The following is a 19,918-nucleotide window of genomic DNA, read 5'->3' on the forward strand; positions in this document are numbered from 1 at the left end:
GGGAATTATCGTCTCCTTGTAACAGTGATATCCTACATTCGATTTAAATGAAACGAACGAGAGGATTTATATGATTTTCGACTATGAAGTATTAATCGTTGGAGGAGGCCCCGGAGGATTAAGCGCCGCTATGACCTTAGGACGAATTAACCGCACGGCCCTAGTTTGCGATGACAACAATCCCAGAAATAAGCCGTCTTTGCATGCAAATAACTTTCCTGGCAACGACGGCATCCATCCCTCGGAATGGCGGTCTAAGGTCCGAGATGAGCTGAAAAAATATCCAACAATTAAACTCCAAAATAGCACTGTCGTGGAAATTCACAAAAAAACTGACGGATTCGAAGCTTTACTGTCTTCTGGTAAAACAGTTGCCATTAAAAAAGTCATTCTCGCCTATGGTGTTAGAGATCGACTCTTGCCGATTCCAGGATTCAAAGAGCTCTGGGGTCAAAGCATCTTTCATTGTCCCTTCTGTCATGGATTTGAAATCAGTGGATCGAAGCTTGGATTGATCGTTAAGAACAGCTTTGCTTTTCATCCACTGCCTTTGATTGAAAGTCTAGCCTCTGATTTGATTCTATTTACTGATGGCGGAGACCCATTCACTGCTGAGCAACTGCAGATTTTAGAGCGGAAAAACATTCCTGTTATAAACTACAAGATTGAATCCTTTGATTACAGCGGAACCACTCTCCACGCAGTTATCTTAGAGAACGGCCAACGCGTTCAACAAGACTATCTATTTTACTCCGCCGAATTTCCATTTGAATTAAAATCCAATCTTGGACGGTCTCTTGGATGTGCCGTGACTGACTTTGGACTTTACCAAGTTAACGAGGTTGGAGCGACGACAGTTCCCGGCGTGTACGCTTGCGGTGACAACATGCAACTAATGCAATCTGTTCTGCTTTCCTGCGCTTCAGGGGTTAAAGCAGGATCATCTGTCATTTTTGAATTATTGGCTTTCAAACATTAAGGATGTTGTTAAAGCTTCAGATTCCTGCTTAACTCCTGGAAACGGACAAAGGACTTTGCATGGACTCTGAAGCAAACAATCAAACCGAAGACTCACCAGCACAATCCAAAACCCTGATTGTTTTGGGTGTGACTTTCATCCTCCCGATCATCATCACGTTGATCGCTGTTTACATCATGATTTAGATTTTATTTGGCGCCTGGGAAATATGGGAGCATCAGATTGCGAACGTGCTCTTGCAATTCAGGACGCTGATCCACGGTGTACTTGCTGGTATCCACTGGCGGCAAAACCTCTAGTGTGATCGTACGAGTCCACACTCCCCAATTTGGCAGGAAACTTCCCTTAGGCATGATCGCTGCTGCACCTTTAACGATTACAGGAACAATCGGTGCTTTTGCATTGATCGCAAAAATGAACGGACCTGATTTAAAAGGCCCCAGAGTTTCAACTTTCTGACGAGTTCCCTCTGGCGCAAGTGCGAATCTTTCGCCGTTAGCGATACGCTTTTCAGCCTCACGATAAACTTTGAAAACTTCTTCGCGACGATTGCGCGCGATCGGCAAGATGCCCGCTCGCTTCATTCCCCATCCAAATACGGGAATTTTAAAAAGTTCGATCTTTGCACCAAAACGGAATGAGCCCAAATATCCAGACATCGCAAAGATATCAAAGAAGCTTGTGTGGTTAAAAACGTAAAGGTAGCCGCCTTTGTAAGCTTTGTGAAAACCTTTAACCACAACCTTCACCCCGAACATCCAGCACGTGCCGCGAGTCCAGAAGTACACGATCTGATCTTCCAACCAACGATTGGGATAAACGAACGTCACCAGCACCATCAAAGCCGAACAAAACACTGTATGAATAGGCAACAAAAGAGTCGCTAGCAAAGAACGAGGATAAGAAAGCAATTTAAGAAACATGTTTAACTCTCAGGGAAAAGACGCTTACGAGCAGCAATACGTTGGCGTTCTTTATACGCCTCGTGCTCGGAAGGTCCTGACAAAATTCTTTCGTGAGCGGATTGATCCATGATCTGCACTTCGAACGGATAAAAGAAGCTGAAGGATTCTTGGCCACCAGCAGGTTTAATATGGATCAACTTACGAGAAATGAATTTGATAAATTTATAATCGGAGCCAGAAAAGAAGTTCTCTTTACGCAGGAACTTCACACTGTCGCCCATTTCGGTCATCTTTTGATCGAAGGCCGCTTGGATGGTTTTATCATCCATAGTGTCCAGACGTTGCGCCAACTCATCACACACCTGCATGAACATATCCACAGGATAAAGGTTGTTAGAACTTTGATCTGGCATGATATGCGGGAAGCTGATCACGTTTTCACGGATCAAAAAGCGCACAACTTGGAAAGTATCAAAAAGATTTTTAGTAACGAAACGAACACCCAGCTTATCAAAGATCTTCATCGCCAAAGCATCGGGTTTCGCTAAAAGCTTAATCACTGTGCTGGATGATGTTTTGAAGGGCTTTACTTCAAAGCCTAATAGTTCAATCGACTCAGGACTGATACCTGTGCTTTTCAAAACCGTCTGATGAGTTGTTCCATCGTGATAGATCGCATCTTGAAATGGAGTCAGAATCTGCGACTGGATTTCTTCAGAAAAGGAACTGAACAGATCATTTTCAGCATGCACGAAAACGTGGATACCACGCAAGATCGCACAGGCCCAACGCTGTAACTCCATCTGATCTGGATCAGATGAGCTTGCATACAAAAGAAGCTGGCGGATATCGCCCAGTTTTTTATGATCTAAGAACAGTTCAGGAATTTCAGAATCGTTGAATCCCAACTTTTCAACCATCAACACCAAAGCACGACGGTGATAATACCAAAGCTTCTCGACTTCGCTATGGTTGCTCACATCAAATCCGTAACTTAATAGGAATGCAGAAGCTGCGTCCAACGTGTGGATATTGAGCTTAGGGATATCGATCGCGGAGCCACCGCCAACAACTGAACCCAGTATGGATGAATCAAAAAGAAATCGTTGGGACATTGGCCTCTATCTTAGTGGGGATAGAGGCTCAGGCAAGACGCAGCGCTCTAGTTAAAGAGGCCACAAGATGGAACCCAGAATGACCCCATCGTTTGTTGTGCAGTGGAGCTGCCATCAACAGTTTTGTAGTTTTGGAAGTACACAGTACCCCAAGCATTTGTGTTGTCGTAAGTACCGCTGAGCGCGATCCAACCCAATTCATCTTGGAATGTGATCGTGAATGTACGGTTGTTTTTGTTCAAAGTACCATCGTAAGCAGAAGTAAATTGAACTTCATAAGGTTGAATCTCTTTACCGTTGTCCATTTGACCTACGAAAGAATCGCGGATTTGGATCAACATTTTAGAAGACGTTTTATCAACTTTACCGTTCGCATCGAAGCGAAGATTTGCAGTCAAAAATACACCGTTAGATGTTTTACCCGTAGAATCGATAGTACCAAAGCTTGTGCCCGGCAACGTCGTTGATACGAAGATCTTAACCATTTGTTCAAAGTTATTACCATTGCCGTAGATACGACCTACTGCTGATGCACCTGTAGAGCATGTTGAGCTTGTCGTTACATTGCCTCCGCGACCTGCGACGCGAACAGAGGACTCGCCTTTCTTCGCACAAGCAGCCATCCCTAAGGACATTGCCATCACGGCACCTAGCGCTAGTTTAGTAAAGATTGACGATTTCATAAAAGCCTCCTGATTTAGGTAAGAGGCAAGCTTTGGACCAAGCGAACACACGTTATATTCGAGCTAGAGGGGATTTCCCGTCTCAGGGTGAGACACGCCCGGGGGCTATGACAATTTCGGGATGCAGGTGAAAAAAGAACGGACACCTTGTGGGTGCCCGTTTTACCGAGATCTATTTAATCGCATCAAGAGCTTGCAGCACCTTGATTTGGCCTGCCAACCAAGAGGCTGCCGTCGCATCGATGGAGCCCTCTGCCAGAAGCTTTTCAGCCAGAGTTTTTTGCTCTGCCAAAGAAAGCTTTTCGATGATCGCCGTTGGATCTACATTTTGGATCAACTGATTGATCGCAGCCCCCAACGCAGACTTCACTTGAATACGCTTTAAGTCCATCGGGAACGACATACCTTGCGAAGACAAGATCGAAAGCAATGAAATACGCTCGTTTGAGTTCAAGAATGGGATATCGATAATCATCGACTTACCACCAACAACTACATCCAAGGATTGCTCAGACGCGGATACTAGATCCAACGCCAAACCGCCTAATACGTCTGCGTCCGCGGATTTAACGATATCCGCAGGCAATAGCATATTTACGATTTTCACACGGCCCTGAGCGGTTGGAATCTGCGCTTGCAATGCTGGCAACAGATCTTGAACTGCAGAAAAGATCACTTTTTTATTCAACGCCAGGATGTCTGCGTAGAACTTAAGAACTTTGTTTTGCTGTTCCTCAGTCAAAGAGTACTCACGGCCGGATAGAGTTTTACCCTTAGCCAAGATGCCGCTTTCTTTAAGCGCTTGAACCTCTTTAGCAAACCAATCCAAATCAATCTGACCTTGGCTGTTACGCAAAAGACCATTTACCATCGCCGCATAGCCGCCGACTTTATCAGAGATACCGTCTTTAGCTTGCAAAAACTTAGCAGCGTCTGCCAAGTGAGCCAGACGAGTCTCTGCAAATGCAGGGTCATTGCCTTTACGTGCATCCAAGATACCGCCTGTTTTTGCAGCTTCCAAGGACACCAATGGTTGCGATGGCACTGTGGCAACGCCCTGAACCACTTCAGACACATCAAACAAAGAATTGCCTACGAAAGAAAGATCAATCGCAGCTTTGCCCCATTTGTACGTATCAGCGATCACTTTATCTAGATTATTCACAACACTTGGTTGATCACCTGGGTACATACGACCGATGATAGAAGCGAAAAGAACTTTTACCAAGTTTGCTTTTTCATCACGACCATCCAGATATTTTCTTAATAGCGGATTGTTTCCGTTATCAAAACGTTCACAACCATAGATCGACATTTGCTGGCTGTTCGCCAAGGCAATGTCTTCATCTGTACAGAACAATGAAACCTTTTGATCCAAAGCACTGTCGTTATCAGAGTAAGCCCACGTCATCGCCATCTTGTCATAAGAAAGCGCAGAGTGTTTGATATACGCAGAATTCAAGATATCGTCGATGCCACTCACGTAGTCCATGATACTTGTGGAAGTCTCAAGACCTGGGTGATTTGGATCTTTCAAATATCCTTTAGCTGCATTGTAGATCTCTTGAGTTGTCGCTTTTGCAGAGAATGAACCTGCAAAGTTATGACGAAGACCCAGCGCATGACCTAACTCATGGGCCACTGTCGCACGCACGCCGTCTTGAGCGATGCGCAGACGTTGTGAATCTGGAGCTTCACTTGCTAGCTTTTGCAATGCTTTGATGTTGTGAGAGAAATCACAAGCAATCGCCGCTGTCGCTACCGGAGAGCCACCGTTCAATTGAACCAGATCGCCAGAGCCCACTTTAGTAAATACCGAAGGCATGAATACTTGAGCGCGCAACAACTCGCCCGTCAAAGGATCTGATTGGCTGATGGCATAGGCCGCGCCCGCATCCAACCAAGTCACCCAGCGAAGTGTGATCGCGTGGTCTTTAGGACCCGTCTGAGGATCTACACCCGTTTCAACGCGAACCACGTCTTTACCAAATACTTTATTCCAGTACAGGGCACCCTCAGTCACCGCTTGAAGGTATTCAGCGGGAACCGCCGCAGAAACACGAACCGTGATAGGCTCGCGACCTTCTGAGATATCCCATTTGCTGATGAGTTTCACAGATTCCTTGCTCATCGCAGGACGAGCCACGCGAGTCACAAAAAAGCCCACTGTGCGTGATGGGTCTGCCTCTTTGGCTCTAAATTTAGATTCCAAGCGGTAAGAGCGGATTTGGATGTTCATTTCCAAAGTCTCTTCACGAGTTTCGATGGAAAGCTTGTTGTTCGCCGCTGCCTGACCTTGTTGGCTTTGGATCTTAGAGATCTGCTCAAGCTCGATGCTGTTGTTCGCAATTGCGATATTACGCGTGAAAGAATCCATCACGGGGATTGCAGACACAGAACTCTCTGTCAGAGGGTCATTCATACCCGCGCCAGAGTCCACATCGTAGGCATTTTGCGCGATCAAAGATTTAAGACCACGGCCCCAATCGAATGTGATCGTCGTTTCGTCCTCGCCCACCACGCGGAAGGTTTGGATCAAGTTCGTGGATTTAAGCTCTTCGTAGATGCTGTTGTAGTTTTGGCCGAGCAACGCCAAACGGCTGCCGTACTTTTCAAAGCTTACAACTTGCGGTTTTAGGTCGTACCACTGTGGCGTAGAACCGCCCGTTTTACCGGACGCGATCAAAAGGAAAATCTTCCCAAGAGAGGATTTATTGATCGTCAAACACGTCGCTTTTTCGCACTGAGCTGAGATTTCAGCAGATTGCTTCCCTGGAAGGGCGAAAGAGTCCACGATTTGCGCGGGAGCTTGTTTTTTCTCGACGATCGGATTCACGTCAAAGCCGTTCGTACAGCCCGTTACAAGGACTGTAGAAAGCACTGCGCCGGCGATAAATACACTCTTAGAAAATGACATGGGGCAACCCCTCCAATTTTTCAGGTGTACTTATCTCAAAAAATGGCCAAGATCAAAAGGCACATTGAAAAAAGTATTAATCGTCAACCTTTTGTACAGAGAGGCTTATGGCTCAAACTTCTGAGAAAACATTTTTTGGACACCCTCGTCCCCTGTTCACTCTTTTCTTCACTGAAATGTGGGAAAGATTCTCCTTCTACGGCATGAGAGCGCTCCTGGTGCTTTACATGACTCAATATCTGTTTTTAGAAGCAGATAAGGGGAAAGATGTTTGGGGCTACGGAGCTTTGAAAAGTGGAATTGAGTTCTTTTTCGGTCCACAAACAGCCCAAGGATTGTCTTCACACATCTACGGGAACTACATGGCCCTTGTGTATTTTACACCCTTTTTCGGGGGCCTTTTAGCGGATCGCTACTTGGGTCAGCGTCGTGCCGTGTATATCGGGGCGATTTTGATGTCCATCGGCCACTTCTTGATGGCTGCTGAGAGCATGTTCTTCTTGGCATTGTTGTTCATCATCGCGGGCAACGGGTTCTTTAAGCCGAACATCTCCACACAGGTGGGCGAGCTTTATGCTCCCGGCGATAAACGCCGCGATGGCGCGTTTACGTTGTTCTATATGGGTATCAACTTGGGTGCCTTCTTGTCGCCATTGATCTGCGGAACTTTGGGACAAAAAGTCGGCTGGCACTGGGGCTTCGGTGCTGCTGGTGTGGGTATGTTGCTATCTCTAGTGATCTATCACTTTGGTGGTAAAAACTTGCCACAGTCGCAAATCAAATCCTCTGTTCATGAAGTGGAAGCACAAGCTCAGCAACCGCTTTCTAAAAATGACTGGACTCGCACTTGGGCTTTGACGTTCTTGTGTGTGGTTACGATCTTCTTCTGGGGTGTTTACGAACAACAAGGTAACACTTTGCAATTGTGGGCAGACCAATCGACTGATTGGAATTTCTTTGGTTGGGAAATGCCTTCCACTTGGTACCAATCTTTCAATCCTTTGATCATTTTCATGTTCGCTCCTCTTTTGGATATTTTCTGGAAGTGGCAGTCCCGTCGCAATGGTGAGCCTTCTACGACAATGAAAATGGCTATGGGTTGCTTTATGGGCACGATGGCTTTGGTTGTTATGTTCATGGCAGCAAAAGCTGTGGGCGAAGGCAAAGGCAGCGCGGTTTGGTTGTTGGGTTCTACATTCCTTCTGACAATTGGTGAGTTGTATCTTTCTCCAATCGGTCTTTCATTGGTAACGAAAGTTTCTCCTAAGAAAATCGTTTCAATGATGATGGGTGTTTGGTTCTTGGCTTCATTCTTTGGTAACTCGGTATCTGGTTGGATCGGCAGTTACTACGAAAGAATGCCGAAAGAAAATTTCTTCTTGTTGCTAGCAGCTCTTGGCTTGGTGCCGGGTGTGTTGTTCTTTATCAGCAATAAAGTTCTAACAAAATCGTTGAACGCGTCTGATGAAGACAGCAGTTCATCTAAAAAATCTTCGAGCAAAATCACCGGCAATATCGGTGCGCAGCCCGAAGCATCTCTGTAAACGACTGAAAATACACAGGTGCGCACTGCGCATTGCGCACCTGTTCTTATCTTTTTATTCTGCACCTCTACATATTTAATATTTTTTCCAAAGGGTGTGGAAATTTCCATAGTTTAGCTTAGAGAGTAGGGTCGCTTTCTTATTAAGGGGGAGCTATGCCTATCAAAGTTGGACTGTTCGGATTCGGAAGAACGGGCTCTGTCGTGGCAAGCGAAATCGCTAAGGACCCTGCCCTCTCCCTACAATGGGTTTGCCGTCGCCACACTGAAAGCAATCAAACATACGCCAGTCGTTCGTTAGGTCATGACAGTGACTTCGCCCCTTTCGTTTCCATTGATGATATGTCTGAGAGTTTTTTAGAGACTTACCCCGTAGACATGGTGATCGATTTCTCCACAGGCACGACGACTCAGATTTACGACAAACTGGCTTCCTTAAAAATCAAAGTTGTTAGCGCTATCTCAAACTATAACGATCAAGAGCTTTCTCGTGTGAAAGCCGCGAGCTCTAATACAGCTGTCTTGTATTCTCCGAATATTACTTTGGGAATTAATTGGCTGTTGATGGCATCAAAGATTTTGAAAAGCATGATTCCTCACGCGGACATCGAAGTCGTCGAAGAGCATTTCCGCCAGAAGAAAGACATTTCTGGAACGGCGCTAAAACTTGCACGCCATTTGGATTTAGATCCGAAGGAACACGTCAATTCCATTCGCGTGGGCGGTATCGTGGGTAAGCATGAAGTTATTTTTGGACTTCCCTATCAGACTATTCGACTGGTGCACGAGAGCATTAATCGTGCAGCATTCGGAACAGGTGCTATCTTTGCTGCAAAATGGTTGCGCAACCAGCCCCATGGTTTTTATTCCATGGAGCAAGTCCTGCAAGAGACTTTTAAACAGAAGCTGCGCGAGATTCAGTAGTTTTATCTAAAAAACGAATCAACGAGTTCAAGAAAACCACCACATCACTTTGCGATTTCAAGCGATATTGAGCGGCGGTTTTTCCAGGTCCTACTTTTACCGATAGACCCTCTCCGTTTTGCGCCACAAACATATCCTCATCCGTGCGATCGTCACCGATACACAGGTAATTCACATCAGCGCCATCTTGTTTTAACCAGCGCAGGAAGTTTCCTTTGTTACACTCAATAGCCTTTGCCTCAACGATCATATTCCCCATAGTGATCGAGACCGGCATATTCGCCATCCCCAACTGCAACTCATCGTCCATTTTTTTAGACTGATAAGCTGCGAAATCCGGTGGAGACAGACGGAAATGCCAGACTAAGCAGGCACGCTTTTTTTCGATAAACGACAATGGAACTCTTTCCGTATAATCAGCCATGATTTTTTCAACATGCGGAAACCAGGATTGAATATCTGAGGAGATTCGATTCTGCCACTCACGACCTTTGATTTTTACAAAGGCACCGTGTTCGGCCGCGAGATTCAAATCAGTCTCACTCAACTGGCTGTCTAAGAATTCCATATTGCGGCCACTTAAGATAAATACTTCTGCGCGATGACTCAACTCTTGGAGAGCCTTACGAGTGTCTTCCATAAGTTTGACCTGTTCGGGACGCTTCATGATCGACACTAGTGTTCCGTCATAATCCAAAAGAATGCGCAAAGGCTTGCTGTGAAGTTTTCTTTGGAAGCGATCACTCCAATGCGAGACCTCAGGTCTAAGATCTTGCACCACACGAATGGGCGTCAGAACTGTTTTTTCCAAGTCTTTTAGGAAACCATTCGCCCAGCGCGTGGAGGAATACTTCGACAGGATCTCTTGCAAATGAGACATACGATCAAAGCGCTCTTCTTCAGACATTGAGAAGGCTTTTTTTATGGCATCCGCAATTGAATCTACATCCCACGGGTTCACCAAAAGAGCATCACTTAATAATGAGGCGGCACCCGCAAACTCACTTAGAATCAACGAGCCTGGTGTTTTTAAATCCTGGCACATCACGAATTCCATCGCGACCAAATTCATCCCATCACGTTTACTGGTGACGATTGCGGCATTGGCACGGCGATAGAGAGCCAAGAGTTCAGTTTCCTTCACCGAATTAAAAACATAATGAACAGGATTGTGCGAAGGAGTTCCGAACTCCCCGTTGATCGCCCCGACGAGCTGATCTACTTCGCGTTTAATTTTCATATAGGCTGGGACTTTCTCCCTTGTCGGAATTGCAATTTGCAACAACGACACCTTGCCACGGAGCTCAGGGTATTTTCTTAATGCCTGTTGCAGACCACGCAGTTTTAATTCGAGACCTTTGGTATAATCCAGACGATCAATCCCCAACATCATGAACTCTACATTATGCTGCTCTTTATAATCTTGAACTTTACGTTCTACTTCAGGGGTTGCGGATTTTTCTTTGAATTCATCACCCTCAATACTGATCGGATACACACCCAGCTGTGCTTTGTGACCTTCGCATTCAGCTTCCACGAAACTTGCATCCACACCCAAAACTGTTTTTAGGCTGACGATGAACTGACGCAGGTACGAGTGCTCATGGAAGCCGATCAGATCGCAGTGCAAAATTCCAGATAACATCTCCTCACGCACAGGAAGCTGCCTAAAGAGCTCGGCACTCGGGAATGGAATATGAAGGAAAAATCCAATCTTCACTTCAGGTGCTAATTCTCTAAGCATTTTTGGCAGAAGGAAGAAATGGAAATCATGAATCCATACGGAGTCGCCGGGCTTAGCTACTTTGGCAATGGCTTCAGCCATTTTTTGATTGGCCTCTTGATAGGCAGCCCAGTTGTTGCGATTAAAATTTGCCAAATGACCTTCATAGTGGAAAAGCGGCCAGATAATATCATTGGCAAATCCGTTATAATATTTTTCGTATCTTTCTTTCTGTAGGTAAACCGGATAGCATTCAATTTGTGGTTGCACGGCTTTCACGGCATCGTGCAGTTGATTGGCAGCTTGAGTGTCAGTTTCAAAACCAAACCATGAGAATGATTCGTTACGACTCACTCCCATGAGTGCTGACACCAATCCCCCACTTCCTCTTTTGAGTTCGCCTTTTGCATTTATGCTAAATGGCAATCTATTGCTCACAAAGATTCTACGGGGATATACTGACATCATTCCTCCTAATTTTTAGCCGTGCTTCAACAAAGCGGAGTCGCCATGGAAAATACACAGAAGATTCAAAATCATCGATATCAACTCGGCCTTATTGGGAATTGCGCTTACAATGCGCTCATCAACACAGATACCAACATTAGCTGGATGTGCTGGCCGAGATTCGACTCTAGTTTTATTTTCGGGTCCTTGTTAGATAACGAAAAAGGCGGGGAATTTTCTATCAAACCCGCATCTGGAGAGAGTTTCAACTCCTCCCAGACTTATCTCAAGAACACTAATATCCTTCGTACTCGCATTGAGACGAAAGAGGGCGTATATGAAGTGCTTGATTTCGCGCCCAGATTCTCACTGTTCGAGAGATATCATAAACCCTTGATGATCTTTCGCAAAGTAAAAAAAATCTCAGGACATCCTCGCATCACAGTTCGCTGTCAACCACGTGGAAATTACGGCGAAGTAATTCCGAAACATCTTATGGGCAGCAATCACATTCGTTACGAGGGACTTGAACAACCTGTTCGTCTGACTACGAATGCTTCGTTGAATTATATTTTAGAGGAGAAACCATTTTTCCTCGAGGAAGATATCTATTTTGTTCTATCATGGGGCATCCCATTAGAAGGACCTCTCGAAACTACATTTGAAGATTTCTTCAATCGCACAGAAAAATATTGGCAGAAATGGGTTGAGCATTGTCATCTTCCACAAATTTTTCAGCCCGAAGTTATTCGCTCTGCCCTTGCACTGAAACTTCATCAATACGAAGATACAGGAGCTATTATCGCTTCTGCGACAACAAGCCTTCCTGAAATTCCTCACGAGGGACGTAACTGGGATTATCGCTTCTGTTGGTTGCGCGATACTTATTATACTTTGGCAGCACTGAATTCATTGGGTCACTTTGAAGAGATGGAGCGCTTTGCTCACTTTATTGAAAATTTGAATTTGCATGATCTGTCGACGATTCAACCTTGTTATCGCATTGATGGTTCGAAAGATTTAACTGAGATCATTCTGCCGTTGAAGGGCTACCAAGGAAATACACCTGTTCGCGTCGGCAACCAGGCCTCGGAACAAATTCAGCACGATGCTTACGGGCAGATCTTGCTTGCCTTGTTCAAGCTCTATACTGATGAACGCATCAACTATAAAAGCGAAAAGCGCTCTGCACGTTTGGTGGAGAGAACATTGGGTTATATCGAAACCTATATGGAAACTCCCGACAATGGCGTTTGGGAATTCCGTGGTAAACAAGCTCTGCACTCTTACGCATTGATGTTCCATTGGGCGGGATCAGCTGCCGCTCGCTCAGTAGCTCGTAAGATCAACAACAAAGATCTTTATGAACGTGCGAACCTGGCGATGGATCGCGCCGCCGCTTTGATCGAAAAGACTTACTCTTCACGTAAAAAAGCTTACACACAAGCTGTGGGCTCTGAACACCTTGATGCGAGTATTTTGCAATTGATCACGGTTGGTTATTTCCATAACAAAGACATTGAGCTTTCACGCAATCTGATTGCGGCGATTGAACAGGAACTGATGTTATCTCCAGGATTCTTGGTTCGCTATCGTCATGCGGATGATTTTGGTTTGCAAAAATCAGCATTCTTAGTTTGCAGCTTCTGGTACATCGAGGCTTTGGCCAATATTGGCGAGGCCGATAAAGCTGAACAGCTTTTGAATGAGGTTATGAAAACGACCAATCACGTGGGCTTGATGAGCGAAGATTTCGATGTGGATACAAACAGCCAATGGGGGAACTTCCCGCAGACGTACAGCCATGTCGGATTGATCAACTGCGCTTTTGCTATTGATAAAGCACGCAGAACTCCGCCATTTATGTAAGTCACATTTTGTCGTTTAAACAGGGACCAGCGACTGGAACTTCGTGCACTCCTTTGGGAGAAGTGAATACCAGTTGCTGCTTCATGAATTGAATTTCTAGAGTGTCATTTAGGTTGCCATCGTAAGCGGTCTGGGTGAATTCTGCTCGCCCCTGATTATCGGTTACCGATGAATAGCTATTCTTCCCCGCCTTCCAACTGAATGCTGAGTTTTTTACGGGTGCGTTTGAAAACGCGTCGTTTGCAGATCTACAGGTGATTTGCACGAGATAGCGATATCCCATAGTCCGCGGCCTGGCGCTAAAGATTCTTTCCACTGAGACGGTGTAAATGGAGTTTTCGGCGGGCTTAGCAAAAGTATTTTGAGTTGCGCCGGCGATTAAAAGCAAAGCAAGTATGAGTGTTTGCATTCCCTGATTATAGAAGATCTGATGGTGAAACCAAATATGTTATTTCAAAGAAAGAATTTGAGAAGGATGCGGGCCTTATGAATTATGGCGGGGCAATTTAATTCTAATCATCGTGCCCACACCCTCCTCACTGATAATACCAACTTCACCACCGAAATGACTGATCACAGTTTTTGCGTGATACAAACCAAGTCCAGTGCCGCCTTGACGGAAAGTAACTCCCTTTCGACCCAGTTGGGCGAGTCGTTGCGAAGGAATGCCCTGGCCATTATCTTGGACCTGGACCGAAAGGGAGCCGTCGAAATTCTCGAGAACTGTGATTTGCACACAGCCATTCGATTTTGCAGACATCGCCTGCAAGGAATTATCGACAAGGTTTGAAATAATACGTTCAAAGTATGATTTTGGAAGAGTCACTGCGCGGGACACATTTCCAATATGCGCATTCACTTTAATCTCGCAGTTTGTTTGAATGCGTTTCTCGTTCACGATGCTTTGCAAAGACTGTGTCAGCTCAGCACCCGTCATACCCGGTTGCTCTGTGATTTCTGGACGAGAATCGTTTTGTGATTCTTCGATTGCCAGCAAATCTGCCGCGATTTCATTGATTCTTTTGATGGAAGCTTCAAGTAACTCTTTAGCATCTGGAGACAAAGAGTGGCCGCAAGTTTTAACTAGAATATTCAAAGCCGACAGCGGCGAACGGATATCGTGCGCTGCCTGGCGGACCTTTGAATGTTCTTTAAGTTTAACTGCCAAGCTCATGTTCTTACCCTTTGTTACCAGCCCATCTGGTGAACCTAAGATACTGCGGGAGGGGGTGCTTTAGCGACTTACTTGAGGTTAAAAACCAGGGGTTTCGGTTTACCGTTGGTAAAGTCCGGGATGTCCGGGATTTGGGGTATAAGTTATTGATTTTAGGGACTTTTAAACTAAGATTAAATTAGGATGCCCGGACATTTGCGCCAAGGATTAACCAAATGAACATCTTTGAATTCGAAGATTACAGAGCCTTTTTGAAAGCCTACCTGGCATCAGAAGAAAGCCAAGCTTCTGGCAAACGCAAAAGCCTTTTGGCTTCGGCTAATATGAGCAGCTCCTACCTCACCCAGATCCTGGCAGGCACGAAGCATTTGTCCAACGAACAAGCTTACGAGATTGCGCTAGATATAGGTTTAACTGAAAAAGAGATCGATTATTTCTTGCTGATCACAGATATCGGACGCGTCGGCACAGTGAAGCTGCGCCAGCGTATGATGAAGAGATTGCGAGTTTTGCAAGCCGAAGCGAAAACTGTTGCCGCGAAAGTAACAACGAGCCGCAAATTGAGTGATCAGCAAAAAGCTGTGTATTATTCTAACTGGGTCTACACAGGCGTTCGCAATTTAGTTCCCACAGAGCACGGTAGAAACATCAAAGACATCGCTGCGAAACTAAACGTCCCAGAACCACGCATCGAATCCGTCGTCCAAGCTTTGATCGAAATGGGCTTGATCGAAAACCGCTCTGAAAAAGGCTTGGTCTATCACGCAGGCTACACCCACTTAGAATCAACAGACCCATTGGTATTCCGCCACCACCAAAACTGGCGCCAGCGCGCAATCCAGCGCATGGACCACTATAACGAAAACCACCTGCACTACACTTGCCCCATGGGATTAACCCGCGACCAAGCCGCGAAGTTACGTGATGAATTGTTAGCAGAAATTAAAAAACTAAATCAGTCCCTAAAAGAAAACAAAATCCGCCCCGAAGTGGCGTATTGCTTGAACATTGATTTATTCGAATACTAATAACTAAATCTCGCAATCCTGGATGTTTACGACAACATTGTCGTAAGCACCAAAGCGATACTTCTTATCTTGGTAATAGATATTAATAAAAGTAGGATCAATTGCGCTATTAAGCGAAACCACCGCGCGCCCATCCAGATCCGTCACACCCTCACCCTGAGTAAACCCTACGATCTCCCACTGAAACTTTTTGCCTTTGAGAGGCAAATGCAGATGGCGCTTAAACTCGCACTGTAACCGAATGTGAAACTGGTAAGTCTTTTCGTTACTCTTAGGATTTAAAGCCGAAGAAATCACCGAAGACATAAGAGACTCCGTAAGAGGATTCTCCGGCCGATCAATATTCACACGAGAATCCGCCGCCGAATTTTTCTGAAGCAAATAATTCCGCTCCATACGATCCCGATACTCCACCGAATCCGTATCATGCATCCTCTTATGATAAGCCTGAGTCTCAGCAATAGTAGGCGCATGCCCCTGGCACCCCAAAAGAAAAACCAAAAAACAAATCCCCAACCATCTCTGCATAAACAAATAATCTCAAGCCCCCACCCACAAGTCCACAAAAAGGACAGTCCCGCATTTGCTTTGAAACCATAGATGACTTCGAGGAGATGCCCTGGTGGCGTGCAGCCTGCACGCAGCGACCTCCGTGGGCGCCACGACGGCGCGCACTCGCCGAAGGCGAGCCACGGTTGAGCCCGGATGGCGTGTCGCGGAGATGCTGGCTGCACGCCACCAGGGCATCTCCTCGCAAACCACACCATGGGAGAAAAAAACAAATGCCGGAGTTTCCCCCGGCATTCATTTAGTAAGATTATTTGCAAGCTTTCGCCAGAAAGCGATTACTTGTAGAATTTAGCGTTCGACTTAGCCAGGTTCGTCAGCGGAGTAGCCGGCTTCAAACGTTTAGCATTACGACTAGAAGCATACATCGCCAATTGATCAGCGATATACTGCGTGCCAATGCTGTCTGCGTACTTAAGAAGTCCACCGCGGAACGGAGGGAATCCAGTACCCATGATCATACCCAAGTCAACTTCGTGCGGAAGTTCAACGATATGATCTTCGATCAACGCTAGCGAGCATTCATTCACCATCGCAAACACACCACGCTCGATGCATTCTTTTGGTTGCAGAGGATTGGATGGAGTACCCAAGCCCAATGCGCCGTAAACCGTTTGATCGACATCACCGCGTTTGCCATCAGCTTGGTAAGTGTAGAAACCTTTACCATTCTTACGACCCAAGCGGCCTGACTTCTCAAGAGCTTCCATACATGGAGCCATTTCAATGCGCTCACCGAAAGCTTTTTTGAAGATTTTTAGAACTTTGATACAAACATCCAAACCAACTTCATCCATCAATTCAAATGGACCCATCGGCATACCGAATTCTTTAACGTAGGCTTTGTCGACTACTTCAATGCTCATACCTTCTTGCATCAACCAAGCAGCTTCCGCCATGTACGGAAGAAGAAGACGGTTTACAAGGAAGCCCGGGCCGTCTTTAACAACGACTGGCATTTTGCCCATTTTTTTCGTCAATTCAAAGATAGTCGCAATTGTTTCGTCAGAAGTTTGCGCACCACGAATAACCTCAACCAATGGCATTTTGTTCACTGGATTGAAGAAATGCATTCCGGCGAAATACTCTGGACGTGGATGACCTTTCGCCATTTCAGTCACAGACAATGAAGACGTGTTCGTTGCAATGATCGCGTCAGGGCGCATTTGACCTGCACACTCACCGATAACTTTTTGCTTAATACCCATATCTTCAACGATCGCTTCAACAACAACATCTAGGTTTTTGAAACCAGAGTAATCAGTTGTTACTGATACGGCGTCGATTTTTTGTTGGAATTGATATTTGTCGATGGATTTACGTTTTACCAACTTCATCCATAGGTCACTTGCGTGTTTCAAACCTTTTGCCAATGCATCTGGATTCAAGTCTTTCATACGCACTTGAACGCCTTTATCAGCAGCAACGTAAGCGATACCGCCACCCATTGTGCCTGCGCCCAAGATACCAAGACCTTTAACATCTTTAGGCTTTACATTCACACCAGATACGCCCGTTTGCTTTTTAACCATTTCAGTCAAATAGAAAACGTGGATCAAGTTTTTAGAAACATCAGTAACACCCAAATCGCAGAAGCCTTCACGCTCAATGCGCATTCCCGCATCACGATCGCTCATGCCGTAAGTTTTTTGGATCACTTCCAACGCTTTAAGTGGAGCTGGGTAATGACCTTTCGTCGCTTTCATTACGCCCTCACGAGCTTTTTTGAAAACAACGCCTTTTGCTACGCCTTCAAGGATCTTATTTACAGCGCCTTGAGGTTGGAATTTTTTGCGACGTTTTTGGCCGCCACCTGCGATGATTTCTTTCGCCCATTTGATCGCTTGATCATCAAGCAAGTTCGGATGAACGACTTTATCAACCAAACCAGATTTTAGTGCTTTTTTGGAATTCACTGCTTTACCAGCAAGGATGATATCCAAAGAGGCTTGCAAACCAATGATACGCGGCATGCGCTGAGTACCACCAAAACCAGGCAAGATACCTAGTTGAGTTTCAGGAAGACCGATTTTTGTCGAAGAATCATCAGAAGCGATACGGTAATCACACGCCATGATGAATTCACAACCACCACCCATACACGCACCATTCACAGATGCGATTGTTGGCATTGGAAGATCTTCAACCATGTTGATCACTTCCTGACCGCCTTTCACGGCGTCGTTGAATTGCTCTTTCGTCGTCATGGCCTTGATCTCTTCGATGTCGGCACCTGCGATAAAGATCTTAGGCTTCATGGATTTAAAGATCACCGCTTTGTATGAAGACTTACGTAGTTCTTCAACTACGTCTTTAAGTCTCATCATCACTGGTGTAGAGAATTTATTAACTTTTTCACCAACAAGGTCGAACTCAACAACTGCGATCTCACCTTGAGGATTAATTCTGATACTTTCTAGCATAGACATTTTGTAAACTCCTAGATGCAAATCGCTAATTAGTTTTCGTTCTCAAGAATCATAGAACCACCTTGACCGCCACCGATACAAAGTGTTGCAAGACCGTGCTGTACGCCTCTGCGTTTCATCTCTTTGGCAAGAGTCAAAACGATACGTGTTCCTGTAGCGCCCACTGGATGACCCAATGCGATCGCTCCACCGTTCACGTTCAAGATCTCATCACGAATCTCACCGACTTTTGCTGACAAGCCAAGTTTCTCTTGTGCAAATTTGTCAGAATCCAATGCTCTTTGGCAGGACATTACTTGAGCTGCGAAAGCCTCATTCAATTCTACCAAGCCGATGTCTTTCAATGAAAGACCCGCGCGCTTCAAAGCCAGCGGCGTTGAGTATGCAGGGCCAAGACCCATGCGCTCAGGCTCAAGACCTGCAAAACCGTATGAACGGATTGTCGCAAGTGGTTTGTAACCCAATTGATCTGCTTTCTCACGAGACATCAAAAGCACCATGGCTGCGCCGTCTGTGATTGGGCAAGAGTTACCAGCTGTGATTGAACCAGTTGCTTTATCGAAGAATGGTTTTAGTTTCGCCAAAGCTTCCATCGTTTGTGTTTCACGAGGACCGATGTCTTCAGAAATCACTTCTTTGTATTCAGGAGCAAGATATACCGGAGTTGATTCTTCCTTCATGCGACCTTCTTTCATCGCTTTAGAAGCCAACTGGTGCGAACGAAGAGCGAACTTATCTTGCATCTCACGAGACAAACCCCACTCTTTTGCCAAGATCTCTGCTGTTTGCCCCATGTTGATCCCAACGAAAGGATCTGTCAGACCCAACATCACCCCGATTTGTGGGAAATATGGATCTTTCATATTGCCTTGAAGAAGAGCTTTGATTTGATTCACGTCAGCTTTGAAAAGCTTCCACAAAAGTGGCAATGCTTGTCCTGGGCCTTTTGCTGCAAAAAGTTTTTCGTAGATCTCTTGGAATTTTTGCGGAGCCAATGTTGGGATTTGCGACATGGATTCAGTACCACCCGCAAGAATCACATCCATCGTGCCCGATTTGATTTTCTCAAAACCGTTAGAGATAGACTCCATCGCTGAAGCACAGTTTCTGTGAACTGTGTAAGCGGAAGTTTTGAGTGGAATACCTGCATTCAATGCAACGACGCGCGAGATGTTCACTGCATCTGGCGGATTACCTGTGTTACCGATGATCACTTCATCAACGGAATTCACATCTAAGTTCGTTTGCGCAATCAATTGCTTGAGCGCTACTTGGCCCAATTGAGCCGCGTGAACTTTTTTAAGTTTTGTACCTGATTTTGCGAATGGTGTACGCACACCTTCAACGAGAACCACATCACGTGGTGACTTCATAGAAAACTCCTGTTGGTAATTCTAACTAAACACTCAAAATCGTACAGGTTTTCCATGTGAGGACCAAACACAAATGCATTATTACTTTTGCGAGGTCTAGTTTCGACAAAGACTTCGCGCATTCTTCGGAGGTCGAGGTGTTTTTTAGTAACAGTTTTCATAATTTCTCGAGGGAAAACAGAGTTGCAACTCTAAATCTTCGAGCGCAAAGGTCTAGTTTGTCTTCGCGCAAAACTGTTATG

The 19,918-nt window shown here is 45.5% G+C and carries 16 protein-coding genes; 6 read left to right on the forward strand and 10 right to left on the reverse strand.

Annotation, left to right across the window (positions count from 1 at the left end; all coding sequences use genetic code 11):
• Nucleotides 1–70: 70 nt before the first annotated feature.
• Nucleotides 71–979 carry an NAD(P)/FAD-dependent oxidoreductase gene (locus ACLVWP_RS10320; protein WP_413557162.1) on the forward strand — a complete coding sequence of 303 codons (909 nt, stop codon included), beginning with the start codon at nt 71–73 and terminating at the stop codon, nt 977–979.
• A 59-nt stretch (nt 980–1,038) separates the two neighbouring features.
• Nucleotides 1,039–1,164 (forward strand): hypothetical protein, encoded by a 126-nt coding sequence (locus tag ACLVWP_RS10325; protein WP_413557163.1) that lies wholly within the window; start codon nt 1,039–1,041, stop codon nt 1,162–1,164.
• A 3-nt stretch (nt 1,165–1,167) separates the two neighbouring features.
• On the opposite strand, the gene ACLVWP_RS10330 is transcribed toward ACLVWP_RS10325, so the two are convergent.
• The 4 genes from ACLVWP_RS10330 to ACLVWP_RS10345 all read right to left on the reverse strand — a co-directional run bounded on the left by ACLVWP_RS10330 (nt 1,168) and on the right by ACLVWP_RS10345 (nt 6,599).
• Nucleotides 1,168–1,902, reverse strand: a complete 735-nt coding sequence (locus ACLVWP_RS10330) for a lysophospholipid acyltransferase family protein (protein WP_413557164.1) — start codon at nt 1,900–1,902, stop codon at nt 1,168–1,170.
• Nucleotides 1,903–1,904: 2 nt separating this feature from the next.
• A complete protein-coding gene (locus ACLVWP_RS10335) occupies nt 1,905–2,999 on the reverse strand; it encodes a TIGR04552 family protein (protein WP_413557165.1) in 1,095 nt (364 codons plus the stop codon).
• 47 nt (nt 3,000–3,046) lie between these two features.
• Entirely contained in the window at nt 3,047–3,682 is a 636-nt protein-coding gene (locus tag ACLVWP_RS10340) for a hypothetical protein (RefSeq protein ID WP_413557166.1), read from the reverse strand.
• Between the two features lie 172 nt (nt 3,683–3,854).
• Entirely contained in the window at nt 3,855–6,599 is a 2,745-nt protein-coding gene (locus ACLVWP_RS10345; RefSeq protein ID WP_413557167.1) for a zinc-dependent metalloprotease, read from the reverse strand.
• A 107-nt stretch (nt 6,600–6,706) separates the two neighbouring features.
• Here ACLVWP_RS10345 and ACLVWP_RS10350 point away from each other — a divergent pair, with 107 nt between their 5' ends.
• Both ACLVWP_RS10350 and ACLVWP_RS10355 read left to right on the forward strand, forming a co-directional pair.
• A complete protein-coding gene (locus ACLVWP_RS10350; RefSeq protein ID WP_413557168.1) occupies nt 6,707–8,143 on the forward strand; it encodes a peptide MFS transporter in 1,437 nt (478 codons plus the stop codon).
• Between the two features lie 155 nt (nt 8,144–8,298).
• Nucleotides 8,299–9,066 carry a 4-hydroxy-tetrahydrodipicolinate reductase gene (locus ACLVWP_RS10355; RefSeq protein ID WP_413557169.1) on the forward strand — a complete coding sequence of 256 codons (768 nt, stop codon included), beginning with the start codon at nt 8,299–8,301 and terminating at the stop codon, nt 9,064–9,066.
• Here the strand turns inward: ACLVWP_RS10355 and ACLVWP_RS10360 are convergent.
• Nucleotides 9,038–11,257, reverse strand: a complete 2,220-nt coding sequence (locus ACLVWP_RS10360) for a bifunctional alpha,alpha-trehalose-phosphate synthase (UDP-forming)/trehalose-phosphatase (RefSeq protein ID WP_413557170.1) — start codon at nt 11,255–11,257, stop codon at nt 9,038–9,040. The genes ACLVWP_RS10355 and ACLVWP_RS10360 overlap by 29 nt on opposite strands.
• Before the next feature lie 42 nt (nt 11,258–11,299).
• Between ACLVWP_RS10360 and ACLVWP_RS10365 the strand changes: the two genes are divergently transcribed.
• Nucleotides 11,300–13,105 carry a glycoside hydrolase family 15 protein gene (locus tag ACLVWP_RS10365; protein WP_413557171.1) on the forward strand — a complete coding sequence of 602 codons (1,806 nt, stop codon included), beginning with the start codon at nt 11,300–11,302 and terminating at the stop codon, nt 13,103–13,105.
• Nucleotide 13,106: 1 nt separating this feature from the next.
• Here ACLVWP_RS10365 and ACLVWP_RS10370 read toward each other — a convergent pair whose 3' ends face one another.
• Together ACLVWP_RS10370 and ACLVWP_RS10375 are read right to left on the reverse strand one after the other, a co-directional pair.
• Nucleotides 13,107–13,514: a hypothetical protein gene (locus ACLVWP_RS10370; protein ID WP_413557172.1), complete on the reverse strand. Its 408-nt coding sequence runs from the start codon at nt 13,512–13,514 to the stop codon at nt 13,107–13,109.
• Nucleotides 13,515–13,589: 75 nt separating this feature from the next.
• Complete coding sequence (locus ACLVWP_RS10375) at nt 13,590–14,279, reverse strand: sensor histidine kinase (protein WP_413557173.1); 690 nt, start codon at nt 14,277–14,279, stop codon at nt 13,590–13,592.
• A 215-nt stretch (nt 14,280–14,494) separates the two neighbouring features.
• Between ACLVWP_RS10375 and ACLVWP_RS10380 the strand changes: the two genes are divergently transcribed.
• A complete protein-coding gene (locus ACLVWP_RS10380; protein WP_413557174.1) occupies nt 14,495–15,307 on the forward strand; it encodes a TIGR02147 family protein in 813 nt (270 codons plus the stop codon).
• Between the two features lie 3 nt (nt 15,308–15,310).
• Here the strand turns inward: ACLVWP_RS10380 and ACLVWP_RS10385 are convergent, their stop codons facing one another.
• The 3 genes from ACLVWP_RS10385 to ACLVWP_RS10395 form a co-directional block, all read right to left on the reverse strand.
• A complete protein-coding gene (locus tag ACLVWP_RS10385; protein ID WP_413557175.1) occupies nt 15,311–15,613 on the reverse strand; it encodes a hypothetical protein in 303 nt (100 codons plus the stop codon).
• Between the two features lie 539 nt (nt 15,614–16,152).
• A complete protein-coding gene (locus ACLVWP_RS10390; RefSeq protein WP_413557176.1) occupies nt 16,153–18,303 on the reverse strand; it encodes a 3-hydroxyacyl-CoA dehydrogenase NAD-binding domain-containing protein in 2,151 nt (716 codons plus the stop codon).
• Nucleotides 18,304–18,332: 29 nt separating this feature from the next.
• Nucleotides 18,333–19,676 carry a thiolase family protein gene (locus ACLVWP_RS10395; RefSeq protein WP_413557177.1) on the reverse strand — a complete coding sequence of 448 codons (1,344 nt, stop codon included), beginning with the start codon at nt 19,674–19,676 and terminating at the stop codon, nt 18,333–18,335.
• Between the last annotated feature and the right edge of the window lie 242 nt (nt 19,677–19,918).

Source organism: Bdellovibrio sp. HCB209 (genome assembly GCF_047306065.1).
Taxonomy (GTDB): domain Bacteria; phylum Bdellovibrionota; class Bdellovibrionia; order Bdellovibrionales; family Bdellovibrionaceae; genus Bdellovibrio.

Excerpts from the sequence above, each read along its gene's own strand:
- ACLVWP_RS10390 (WP_413557176.1), bottom strand. The coding sequence starts at position 18,303 with ATGTCTATGCTAGAAAGTATCAGAATTAATCCTCAAGGTGAGATCGCA.
- ACLVWP_RS10355 (WP_413557169.1), top strand. The coding sequence starts at position 8,299 with ATGCCTATCAAAGTTGGACTGTTCGGATTCGGAAGAACGGGCTCTGTC.
- ACLVWP_RS10350 (WP_413557168.1), top strand. The coding sequence starts at position 6,707 with ATGGCTCAAACTTCTGAGAAAACATTTTTTGGACACCCTCGTCCCCTG.
- ACLVWP_RS10325 (WP_413557163.1), top strand. The coding sequence starts at position 1,039 with ATGGACTCTGAAGCAAACAATCAAACCGAAGACTCACCAGCACAATCC.
- ACLVWP_RS10385 (WP_413557175.1), bottom strand. The coding sequence starts at position 15,613 with ATGTCTTCGGTGATTTCTTCGGCTTTAAATCCTAAGAGTAACGAAAAG.
- ACLVWP_RS10375 (WP_413557173.1), bottom strand. The coding sequence starts at position 14,279 with ATGAGCTTGGCAGTTAAACTTAAAGAACATTCAAAGGTCCGCCAGGCA.
- ACLVWP_RS10360 (WP_413557170.1), bottom strand. The coding sequence starts at position 11,257 with ATGATGTCAGTATATCCCCGTAGAATCTTTGTGAGCAATAGATTGCCA.
- ACLVWP_RS10320 (WP_413557162.1), top strand. The coding sequence starts at position 71 with ATGATTTTCGACTATGAAGTATTAATCGTTGGAGGAGGCCCCGGAGGA.
- ACLVWP_RS10370 (WP_413557172.1), bottom strand. The coding sequence starts at position 13,514 with ATGCAAACACTCATACTTGCTTTGCTTTTAATCGCCGGCGCAACTCAA.
- ACLVWP_RS10335 (WP_413557165.1), bottom strand. The coding sequence starts at position 2,999 with ATGTCCCAACGATTTCTTTTTGATTCATCCATACTGGGTTCAGTTGTT.
- ACLVWP_RS10365 (WP_413557171.1), top strand. The coding sequence starts at position 11,300 with ATGGAAAATACACAGAAGATTCAAAATCATCGATATCAACTCGGCCTT.
- ACLVWP_RS10395 (WP_413557177.1), bottom strand. The coding sequence starts at position 19,676 with ATGAAGTCACCACGTGATGTGGTTCTCGTTGAAGGTGTGCGTACACCA.
- ACLVWP_RS10340 (WP_413557166.1), bottom strand. The coding sequence starts at position 3,682 with ATGAAATCGTCAATCTTTACTAAACTAGCGCTAGGTGCCGTGATGGCA.
- ACLVWP_RS10345 (WP_413557167.1), bottom strand. The coding sequence starts at position 6,599 with ATGTCATTTTCTAAGAGTGTATTTATCGCCGGCGCAGTGCTTTCTACA.
- ACLVWP_RS10330 (WP_413557164.1), bottom strand. The coding sequence starts at position 1,902 with ATGTTTCTTAAATTGCTTTCTTATCCTCGTTCTTTGCTAGCGACTCTT.
- ACLVWP_RS10380 (WP_413557174.1), top strand. The coding sequence starts at position 14,495 with ATGAACATCTTTGAATTCGAAGATTACAGAGCCTTTTTGAAAGCCTAC.